This window comes from Pirellulales bacterium (assembly GCA_035546535.1).
Classification (GTDB): domain Bacteria; phylum Planctomycetota; class Planctomycetia; order Pirellulales; family JACPPG01; genus JACPPG01.
Genome location: DASZWQ010000051.1, coordinates 1 through 10454, shown reverse-complemented (window position 1 = coordinate 10454; position 10454 = coordinate 1). Strand labels below are relative to the sequence as shown.

General features: G+C 62.3%; 12 protein-coding genes. 4 read left to right on the top strand and 8 right to left on the bottom strand.

Going from position 1 to position 10454, the window contains the following annotated elements:
- On the top strand, positions 1-907 hold a 907-nt coding region (locus VHD36_06850; GenBank protein ID HVU87020.1), incomplete at its 5' end, for an alkyl hydroperoxide reductase.
- Positions 908-952: 45 nt separating this feature from the next.
- On the opposite strand, the gene VHD36_06845 is transcribed toward VHD36_06850, so the two are convergent.
- Entirely contained in the window at positions 953-1321 is a 369-nt protein-coding gene (locus VHD36_06845; GenBank protein HVU87019.1) for a hypothetical protein, read from the bottom strand.
- Complete coding sequence (locus VHD36_06840) at positions 1318-1635, bottom strand: hypothetical protein (protein HVU87018.1); 318 nt, start codon at positions 1633-1635, stop codon at positions 1318-1320. Before VHD36_06840 ends, VHD36_06845 begins: the two co-directional genes overlap by 4 nt.
- Positions 1636-1894: 259 nt before the next feature.
- Between VHD36_06840 and VHD36_06835 the strand changes: the two genes are divergently transcribed.
- Complete coding sequence (locus tag VHD36_06835; protein HVU87017.1) at positions 1895-2446, top strand: hypothetical protein; 552 nt, start codon at positions 1895-1897, stop codon at positions 2444-2446.
- A 75-nt stretch (positions 2447-2521) separates the two neighbouring features.
- On the opposite strand, the gene VHD36_06830 is transcribed toward VHD36_06835, so the two are convergent.
- A complete protein-coding gene (locus tag VHD36_06830) occupies positions 2522-2665 on the bottom strand; it encodes a hypothetical protein (GenBank protein HVU87016.1) in 144 nt (47 codons plus the stop codon).
- A gap of 442 nt (positions 2666-3107) precedes the next feature.
- On the opposite strand from VHD36_06830, the gene VHD36_06825 reads away from it, so the two are divergent.
- Complete coding sequence (locus VHD36_06825; GenBank protein HVU87015.1) at positions 3108-4286, top strand: PhnD/SsuA/transferrin family substrate-binding protein; 1179 nt, start codon at positions 3108-3110, stop codon at positions 4284-4286.
- Between the two features lie 15 nt (positions 4287-4301).
- On the opposite strand, the gene VHD36_06820 is transcribed toward VHD36_06825, so the two are convergent.
- From VHD36_06820 to VHD36_06800, 5 genes are all read right to left on the bottom strand, one after another.
- Positions 4302-5255, bottom strand: coding sequence for an alpha/beta hydrolase (locus VHD36_06820; GenBank protein ID HVU87014.1), 954 nt, complete (start codon positions 5253-5255; stop codon positions 4302-4304).
- 69 nt (positions 5256-5324) lie between these two features.
- The gene (locus VHD36_06815; protein HVU87013.1) at positions 5325-5576 is read right to left on the bottom strand and encodes a hypothetical protein; all 252 of its coding nucleotides are present in this window, start codon (positions 5574-5576) and stop codon (positions 5325-5327) included.
- Between the two features lie 133 nt (positions 5577-5709).
- The gene (locus VHD36_06810; protein ID HVU87012.1) at positions 5710-7929 is read right to left on the bottom strand and encodes a DPP IV N-terminal domain-containing protein; all 2220 of its coding nucleotides are present in this window, start codon (positions 7927-7929) and stop codon (positions 5710-5712) included.
- 49 nt (positions 7930-7978) lie between these two features.
- A complete protein-coding gene (locus VHD36_06805) occupies positions 7979-9028 on the bottom strand; it encodes an Ldh family oxidoreductase (protein HVU87011.1) in 1050 nt (349 codons plus the stop codon).
- 45 nt (positions 9029-9073) lie between these two features.
- Positions 9074-9580, bottom strand: a complete 507-nt coding sequence (locus VHD36_06800; protein HVU87010.1) for a tRNA (cytidine(34)-2'-O)-methyltransferase — start codon at positions 9578-9580, stop codon at positions 9074-9076.
- 487 nt (positions 9581-10067) lie between these two features.
- Between VHD36_06800 and VHD36_06795 the strand changes: the two genes are divergently transcribed.
- A partial coding sequence (locus tag VHD36_06795) for a hypothetical protein (protein HVU87009.1) occupies positions 10068-10454 on the top strand: 387 nt, incomplete at its 3' end.

The window sequence follows — 10454 nt, the reverse complement described above, 5'->3', positions numbered from 1 at the left end:
CGAAGGTTGGCAAATCGGCCAGCCGGACCAGATCGTCTACATGCAAGACGAACCCTTCCAGGTTCCCGCCGAGGGGACGGTCGAATACCAGTTCTTCACCGTCGATCCCGGCTGGACCGAGGACAAGTGGGTGCAGGCCAGCGAGTGCCGGCCGAGCAACCGCAGCGTCGTACACCACATCATTGTCTTTCCTCGACGCGAGGGGGATGACGATATGGGAGGTCGCGGTGGACTGGCCGGCTACGCGCCCGGCACCCCGCCGCACGTGAATCCGCCGGGCACGGCCGTCTTCGTTCCGGCAGGCTCGAAGCTGGTTTTCCAATTGCACTACACGCCCAACGGCGTCGCGCAGGCCGATCGCAGCGCGGTCGGGTTCAAATTCGCCGATCCGAAAGACGTGAAGAAGACCTTGCGCGACGGCATGGTCGGCGACCTGTCGTTCCAGATTCCGCCGGGCGAGGGCAACTTCGAAGTCAAGGCAAGGCACCGCTTTCTGAAGGACACGATGCTCTTGAGCCTGATGCCGCACATGCACCTGCGCGGCAAGAGCTTCAAGTTCGAAGTGCAGTATCCCGACGGCACGCAGGAAGTGCTGCTGGACGTGCCGAACTACGACTTCAACTGGCAGCTGCGCTACTACCTGGCCGAGCCGAAGCTGATTCCCAAGGGGACGAAGATGGAGTGTACGGCCCACTTCGACAACTCGGCCGAAAACCTGGCCAACCCCGACCCGACCGAGACGGTCCGCTTCGGCGAGCAGACGTGGGAAGAAATGATGTTCGGCTTCTACACGTCGATCGACCCGAAGGAAGATCGTTCGGCGAACGTGGCCAAGAAAGCCGCCGAGCCAGCGCCGGCCAAGGGCGCGACGAACGGCGCCGCGGGCAATGACGCTGGGCGGGAATAACCGGCGCAACAGATCGGCGCCCAGGTTATCGCGTCCAGCACCTCTTCAATCGGTGAACTCGAGCAGGCCGGCGCGTGTTTGCTTGTAAAGGCGCGCCTCGGGGAACCATTGGCGAACTTTCGCGGCATCCTCGCCGGTGTGACCGGCTCCGAGCACGACATAGTCGACCGGCGCATCGCCAAGCATCCGTCGCCAGAAAGGAATCTGCGCCCATTCCGCGGGCGGCGGCGGTGTGATCTTAAAGGGGCTGTGAGCGGCGTTGCTCCAGCGGTTTGTATAGATCTCGACCAAACGCAGCTTGCGCCCCCGAATGAAAGCCAACTCATCAAGCAGCAGAAATGCCGCTATTGCGACCAGGACACCGGCTATTGCCAGGCCGAACGCGATCCAGCGATGGCGTGAGGGGGCGGTCATCTGGGTGAATTCTCGGGAAATACGTGTGCCTCGGGGAACAACCGCCTCGCATCGTTGGCTCTTTTGTAATCGGTTTCGTAGCCCTTCCCGAGGCCGATCGCGACGACGCCAAAATCCCCAAGCCATCTGCGCCAGAATGGGACGGCCGCCTGACTCGGGTGTCCGCTGTCAATAACTTTGGGACCGTAAGCGCCACCTGTGTCGTCGACCCATTTCAAGAATGCCTTTCGCTCGCGCACGAACTTCACTTCCCGTCCCAGCCAAATGGCAAACATCGCGGTCAGCGCGAGCACCGTGGGAATGCCAAACTGCAACCTTTGACAGTCGGGTGGATGGAATCATGAGAATTGCGCCATTTTTATCTGGGGTTTAGGAAAATCTTCCGTTAAAACGCAGTGAAATTCCATTAGCGAACGCAATGCGCCAGCGACGTCGTTACAATTGCGTTCTCGTCCGTGCAAGCTCAAGGCAACACCGTCCCTTGCCATAGGCAACGTTATGCAACTGAACCATTCGGCAATCTTTACCAGAATTGCGGAGTTGGCCACTTGTAACCTCCCGGTGAGCGCGTGCATGTGTGAAGTCATCGACATCTGCTCACGCGACGTTCCCCACGCAGATTGGTCCCGATTCTCGGAACTCGATTACAATGGCGATGTTGCCGCGCTCAGGTCATGGATACCACGAGTCTTCAAAAACCGGCCCGCGCCATTTTCGATCCAGGGATTGTGGATTGGCCTTTGCAACCCGTGCAAGGGCGACATGGTTTGGGCAGATATGTATGTTGGCGCAGTTTCGCAGTATGTACCGGAAGACCCGGAACTCGGCTGGCTGTGGACCGGGCAGCGTCATTACCCGAAAGAGGCGTTCGCCGACTCCAGCTCCTTGCGCGCGATCTACGAAATTGCGTACGGGACCGATTTCGGGCTGGGCAATGATGCCGAGTGGCCGCTTTGCTTGGCGTTCGGCGCGCTCGCAGCGCGGTCACTATTACGAGACCAGACCACGCGGCTCGTTGACCCCACCGCGCCGCAGATTGGCGTGGTTGTTGGTTTCGATAGCGGGGACATGCTGAAGTTAGGGGAACTGACTAGCACCGGATTTGTAGATCCTGCGTTCAATTGACCAGGCTGAATGATTGCCAACGCTCTAATGATACTGGTAGCGGCCGTTTAGTGTGTTTGGGTCCGGCGTTCGGGATCACAGGTGTTCGGTCACGATGGCCTCGGGAAAGAGCTGCGCGGCTCGCGCCCTTACGCTTTGCTCTGCCTCCTCAGGGACGTAAATCACCGCCATGCGCGGCTCGCCGAGTAATCGCAGAGGCCACGGAAACCTAGTTCTCATGTAGTCGAATTCGATTGCTGGGCTTGCTTCCCTCCAATAACGCAGATACTCGTCGTCGTATTTTAGTGCCGCTGCCGGTTGTGATAGGTCCAGTGATTCCAGCTCCCTCAAAAAGTCCCGCCGCTGTCGAATCCAATTAACGTGATAAGCGAGAAACACGGCAAATGCGGTCACGGCGACAAGCATCGTCCCCAGACTGAACTGCAACCATCGTCGGCGGGTGGGCGGGGTCATGGGCATTGGACCAGGGTTCAAAGACGCACAACCTCGCAAATCCCTCATCAAATTCTAACGTGACGCCGCTATCGTGTCTGGCTTGCGGGATGAGGGATGGCAGGCCGGTGGTTCCCACCTAGCCGTAGTGCCAGGCTCGACCAGGATTTTCGATTTTCGGCCTCACCGTCTTACGCGCAACGGCGCTCAGGCGGCACGCGGAGGATTTATGCAGAACGCTTCGCCTTCGAATAGTCCCTTGCCAGCGCTATTGCGCACGGGGCTGTACCTGCTTCTGGCCGCGGTGCTGGGCATGACGGCGATCTCCGCGTTCCACGCCGTGCAGGATCGGGCCGCGCTACGAGCGACCGAAGAGCGGCTGGTCGCGAAGCATGGCCTCGGCCAGACCGTGCACAAAAAACTGGCCGCCGGCTATCAGGATAAGGATGGCGGGCTGCTGGCCGACGCGCCGGCTGATCCCGAAAAGTGGCTCAATCCCGACACGCTGGTACTCGCCCATTACATCGACGCCGATCTGGACGTCGACCAGCAGATCGTGGCCTGGAAGGATTTGCAAACGCATCTCGAGCAAGCGACGGGCAAAACGATCGTGCTCGAAGAATATCGCAACACGGCCGATGACGTTGCGGCCGTGAAGGCAGGCAACGTTCAGCTCGTCGCCCTGCACGCAGCCGATACGCCATATGTGGTCAATAACGCTGGTTTCGTGCCCGTGGCCGTTTTCGGGTCGGAGTCAGGCGCGCACGGCAACCGGCTCGATATCGTCGTGGGCGAGAACAGCCCGATCAAGTCGCTCGCCGACCTGCGCGGCCGCACGCTCACCTGCACCGCGCCCGACTCGATCACCGGCTATCGCGCCGCGATTGCCATTTTGGCGCAAGACACCGGCATGCGGCCCGACGTCGATTACTCGCTGAACTTTTCGCACGGTCAAAAGCGATCGCTCTTGGGCCTGGTCGAAGGGAAGTTCGAAGTGGCCGCGGTGTCGGACGACAAGGTGCAGAGCATGCTCAAGAAGGGAACGCTCGAGCCTTCGCAATACCACATGATCTATCAGTCGGAGATCATTCCCCGGCTGACGATCGGCCACGTCTACAACCTGGCTCCCGACCTGGCCGACAAGGTGACGGCGGCGATCCTGAGCTTTACGAACGAAAACGGCGCGAGCGAAGACGATTCGCCCGAGCCGATGCGCTTCTTCGCGGTGGACTATCCGCACGATTTCGAGTTCGTGCGCCGGATCGACGATTCGTTCGACCCGCGCTTCAGCAAGAACGTGAAGCCGGTTGTCACGCTGCCGGTCGACCCTGACGCCGAATCCTCGCCTGGCGCGCCCGCCGAACTGCCTGCCGAAGGTGTCGACGCCAAGGGCGAAACCAGCGAGTAAAGACGCGTTGCCGCGCTATCGGCCACGGCAGTTCACCGTCAGCCGAGACGACTCTTTTAGCACGCCTTCGAACCAGGTGATCAGGTCGCGCGTCACTTCCGCACGGTTCGTTTCGTTGAGGGTTTCGTGCCGTGCGTCGGCGTAGGCCTTGTAGCTCACGTTTTGCAGGCCGGCGGCGCGGTAGGCCGTGAGTAACTGCCGCACGTTGGCCGCCACCGGGTCGCGGCTGCCGTGGAAGATGTAGAGCGGCAGCGTCTTGGGAATTCTCGCTTGCCGCGCGGGCCGCGCTATTTCGAACAGGCCGTGCAGCACGTCGAGGTACGCCTGCACCTGCGAAGGAAAGCCGCACAGCGGGTCGGCGATGTACTTGTCGACTTCGGCCGCGTCGCGCGATAGCCAATCGAACGACGTGCGGGCCGGGGCGAACAAGCGGTTCTGGTCTTCGAAAAACATCTTGTGCAGGATCTTGCTTTTGCCATGCGGCCCGGCGCGGAAGCGCTCGAACCGCGCTAGTAGCACGCCCGGCCGGGCGATCGCCGGCGGCCGCCCGCTGGTGCCCGAGAGAGCGACCCCCGCGAACCGGTCGCCATGCTCGCTGATAAAGTGCTGGGCCATGAAAGAGCCGAGCGAATGAGCGAGCAGAAGATGCGGCAAGCCCGGCTGCGCCGCGGCGATGTGTTGGTGAATGCATGACAGATCATCCACGCAACGTTCCCAGCCGTCACGCTCGGCAAAGAAACCGAGCTCGGCCTCGGAGCGTGCCGTGTGGCCATGGCCGCGCAGGTCGTGGGCGTAGACGGCCAATCCGCTCTCGCATAATGCCTCGGCCAGCCGGGCGTAGCGGGCCGCGTGCTCGGCCCAGCCGTGCACGATCTGCACGCTTGCCCGCGGCGCGCCGTCGGGCAGCCAACGATACGTGTGCAGGCTCACGCCATCGGCCGTTTCTAGCGTGCACGTCGAGGATTGCATGCTTCGCCACACCGGGGATTCAGCGCGTTTCGACTGTTAAGCGAGAGGCGCCGCAGGCGCCTCGGAAAACTAAATCCCCAGAGGTCCGGCGTCGATCAAGAGCACGCCGGCGCAATTCGGGCAGGTCAGCCGCAGCATACGCAATAAGCCTGGCCCGGTCGCCATGATGCCGCCGCCGGCATTGCTGGGATCGGTCGATCGCATCACGGCCACGATATCGCGCTTCCACGTCGAGCCGCCGCACAAGCCGCACTTGGGCGCCAGGTTATGGTCCTTGAACCACTTGTCGATGGCGTCCTTCTGCTGAACGGAAATGGCCATGCGAGGATTTCCTGTTGTTCGTTGTTGGAAGGGACCCGCGGCAGAATCGTCCGGCTGATCAACCGGGCGTACCAATCATAGCGACTGTCGAGCCGGCTGGCCGCGCCCATTTTGATAGCGACCATGCAAAATGTCACCAATCGGTCGGCCCGAGATGTTTTAGAAAGTGTTCGGCGATCCGCGTGTAAAGGCTGCGTGTGACCACCGGGTCGGGAACCATATGCGTCAGGCCCGAGAGGGGCAGAAACTCGAAGTCGCGCCGCGCGCGAAACAGCGCGTCGGCCAATCGTATGCTGTGCAGGAAATAGACATTGTCGTCCGCGGTACCGTGGACCAGCAAAAGCGGTTGCCGCAACTGGGCCGCATAGGTCAGAACGGAGCTGGCCTCGTAGCCGCGCTCGTTCTTGCCGGGCAGGCCGAGATAGCGTTCGGTGTAATGCGTGTCGTAGTCGCGCCAGTCGGTGACCGGCGCCCCGGCCACGCCGACTTGAAAAACGTCCGGCTCGCGCATCACGGCCATGGCCGTGAAATAGCCGCCGAACGACCAACCGTAAATGCCGACGCGCTCGAGGTCAAGCTGCGGATACTTCGCCGCCAGCGCGCGCAGGCCGGCCACCTGGTCCGCAAGCGGCACATCAATCAGGTTGCCGCGGATCGCTCGTTCCCAAGCGCGGCCGCGCGCCGGCGTGCCCCGTCCGTCGATCGAGACGACGATGAAGCCCTGCTCGGCCAGCCATTGATCGAGCAGGTATCGGCCGCGCGCCGCGAGGACGGTTTGTGAGTGTGGACCGCCGTAGACACTGACGAGGACCGGATGTTTTCGCTCGGCATCGAAACCGCTCGGCCGGATGATCGCCGCGTGCAGGGTCGGGCTGGTGCCGACGGTCGTCAGCTCGACGCGCGGCGGCAGCGGCGTCGTCTCGGCCACGCTTTTTAGTGTACCAAGTTGCCGGCCGTCGCGCGCGTGGACGGTTGATTTTGGATCTGCGTCGAGCGTTTGTGTCGTCAGCACGTATGCGCCGTTTTCCTCGGCCACGACCGCCGCGTGTACGCCCGGCGTCGTCGTTAGTTTTACGGGCGCGGCGTCGGCTGAGAGACCGAGGCAATAGACGTGGCTCTCCGTGGGTTCGGCGCCGGCGGCGATCAGCACGCGGTTGGTTCCTTTGTCGAAACCGAGCACGTGGCGATAGTTCAGCTCGGTTGTGGTCAATGGTCGCACGAGCGCACCATCGGGCGCGCGCAGCTCGAGCTGCCAGTTGCCCGATCGTTCGCTCGACCAGAGAAAACCTTCGCCCGAGGGAAGCCAGCGTGGCAGGCCGACGTCGAGATTCAGCCAGGCGTCGTCCTTTTCGGTGAGAAGCTCGCGCGTGGCGCCGGTGGCTGGATCGGCGGCCAGCAGTCGTTCGACGGTTTGCTCCCGATTTTGCACGAGCACCAGCGGCGGACCGCCCTCGTCCCATTCCACGGCGGCCAGGTAGGGAAATGCCTCGCGGTCCCAGTTGATCCAGCGCGGTTCGCCGCCGCTGGCCGGCACGATGCCCAAGCGCACGCGGGCGTTGTTCTTGCCGGGGCGCGGGTAGCGCCAGCTTTGCGCGGGGCGCTCGGGATGGGCCGGGTCGGCGATGTATAGCGTTTCGACCTCGCTCGTGTCGGTCTCTTGAAAGACGATCGATTGACTGTCGGGCGACCACCAATAGCCGTGCATGCGCCCCATTTCCTCCTGCGCGACGAACTCGGCGAGGCCAAACGTCAATGTTTCGGTCGCGCCGTGGGTCAAAGCGCGACTTTCGCCGGATTCGATATCGAGTACGAAGAGCTCGCCGCCGCGGACGTACGCCACGCGGCGCCCGTCGGGCGAAAACCGCGCGTCGATCGCGCCGCCTGACGCGCTACTCAATTCGCGGGCGGCGCCGGTCGCCCGCTCGACAAGAAACAGCCGGCCCGACAGCGGGATGAGCAGCCGACGCCCATCGTGCGACAACTCGAACGACGCGATTCCCTTCGCGGCCAGACGCATTCGCTCGCGGCGGGCTTTTTCTTCATCGCTCAACTCTTCCTGCGAGCCGGCCAATAGTTTGTCGGCCGAGGCCAGCAGCCGTTCGGTCCCTTTGGCGACGTCAAATTCGTACAGGTCGCGCACGAAACTGCGCGGCCCGGATCGCAAAAACAGCACCGCATCACCGGCGCGCGTGATCTGGATGCCAGCCGGCCGGCCGAGGCTGAAGCGGTAGGTCGCGGCGTATTGCTCGAGGAATTCCGGCTGGCGCACTTGCGTTTCGGCGGCGCGAGCGCCTGGCGGCATCGCCATGAGTAGAGCGTGTAGCAACAGGAACTTGAGAGTCGCACGGTTCATAGCACCAGGCATGTCCCTTTACGCGAGAGTGCAAAGTAAGCAATCGAAACTAGACAGGGCAGGGGACGTTCAACTTCGCCGCCAGGTCCACGAGCGCTCGCCAGTTACCGTCGTCGAGCGGAATACCAGTCGCCTGGCGGGTTGCGAGCACGCGACGTTCAGGATCGCCCGGGAGTTGAATCGCGTCGACTCCTGCGGCGCGCGGGCAACCGCGCACGAACTCGACCAATTGCGCGACCTCGGCGCCAAAATGTTCGTCGCCACACATACGGTCGGGCGCCATCACCAACATGAACACGCAGTTGCCGAGCTGGTTGATCGGCTTTTCACGAATCGTCACGCCGCGCGAAAGGGCGCCGGCCAGCACCTCGATCATCAGCGCCAGGCCGAAACCTTTATACGCCTGATCCCCTCCCATCGGGCGAATCGTGCCGGGCGGATTGCCGTAGAGCGTATTGGGATCGTTCGTCGGGTGGCCTTCGGCATCGAGCAACCAACCGTCGGGGCACGTCTGGCCGGCGATCTTCTTCACCCGCACCTTGCCTTCGGCCGTGGCGCTTGTGCCGAAGTCGAGAACGAGTGTTCCCTGTTCGCTCGGCACGCCGAAGGCCAAAGGATTCGTTCCCAGCCGTGGCGCCGTGCCGCCGACGGGCGCGACGCGTCGCGCGGCCCCATGCGTGTTGACCATCACCAGCGAGACCATGCCAGCATCCGCGGCTTGCTCGCAATATTCACCCAAGCGGCCGATGTGGCCGCTGTGGATCAACGTGCCGACACAGACGGCCGATTTCCGCGCTTTGGCGATCAGGTGGCTCGTCAAGTCGCGGGCGAGCGACTGGCCGAATCCCCAGTGGCCATCGGCCATGAGCAGGGCAGGGGACTCGTTCAAGATGGTCATCGTCGCGCCCGGCCGTAGTTCGCCCTTGGCAACCTGGTCGAGGTAATACGGCACGCGCATGACACCGTGCGAATCGTGGCCGCGGAGGTTGGCGGCCACCAGGCTGCGCGCCACGAGCGCGGCTTCGTCCCGGCTGAGCCCTCCGGCCGTCAAAAGCGCGGCGGCGAAATCGGTCAGTTTGTCGGCGGTGATCGAAGGCATGACGATTTCTTCTGTTGGTGTTTTGATGCAATTGACGGCGTGGACTTAGCTATCTCCGGCCTCGCCCGGCAGCGGCCGCGCGCCCTTGTGTTCCCATTGCCGGCGTGCCTCGAACGTGACGATGGCGACGGAATTCGACAGGTTCAAGCTGCGCGCCGCCGGCCGGATTGGGATGCGCAAGGCGCGCTCGCGGTTCGGTTCCAGGATACTCGCCGGCAAGCCTTGCGATTCGCTGCCGAAGACGAGCACGTCCCCCACTTGATAGTTGACCGTCGTGTAGCTGCGCGCGGCGGTTTTGGTGAAGTAATAGTACCCTTCGCTCGCCGGCAGCTTGGCGCACAGCGCTTGCCAATCGTCGACCGCTTCCCACTCGAGATGGGGCCAATAGTCCAGGCCCGCGCGGCGCAGGTAGTAATCGTCCAACCGGAAGCCGAGTGGGCGGACGAGCCACAGCTTCGCCCCGGCGGCAACGCACGTGCGACCGACGCTCCCGGTGTTATGGGGAATCTCGGGCTGAAAGAGAACGATGTGCAGGAGCGGCTCGTATTTCACGCCACGTGGGATAACACGCGCTGTGCGCAGGGTCAAGCCACACGGCAGGGCGCCGGCCACGTAAGGGAATACCAGGCCAGAATTCGAATTCCGGACATGAAACGATTGCCGAGATCTTGGTGCCACTTCGGACGGCGGGGCGGTTTGACGGGGGAACTGCTTGTAATCCCTTCCTTGCGAGTTAGACTCCACATCACTGAGTTGCCCCCCGGAGAACGCTAGCCAACGCAAAATCAAGTCGCGTTACTTCTCGATTGCGTCCTCCGCACTCTTTGTATTGTGGCAACTCATGCACTTCATCGAATGTTGCGCCACCGCTGTGCCGCGGTTATTTGCTTCGGTCCCATATATTAAGGCAGGCTTTCCGCCTCTTTACAGATGGGGCGCACTTGGGCGACTTTGTGGGCCGGCACTTTTCTGCATTGCGGCGCTATTGTCACTCGCTCTCTCGGCCGAGAATGCTTGGGCAAGCGGCGGGGAATATTTCTTGTTCCACTCGGTGCTTTCAGCAGAGTTATTCGATGACGGCAACTCAATATCTTTTCCTCAGTCGTTCGGGTCCGACACGATCGACCTAGGTGGACATATCAATGTTACGAACCTAGGCGGTGTTGTGACCTTTGAGAGCGGTGCTGCCATTACCGTGAACAGCACTCCGCAAAAGCCGGGTAGCGGTGGCGGAGTCGAATCGCCTGGTGGTCTCCCCTTTAACCCGGGGAGTGGTTTCGCCAATTTCGGCCTGGTCTTTCAACAGGCAAACGTGCCGCCCGACTTCGGCATCGCCGAACTTCTCGGATATGTCGACTTCCGGTCACTTGTAGCGACGTTGCAGGGTTCAACTCCGATTGCCGGCGGGGCTTTCGACACCACGGGG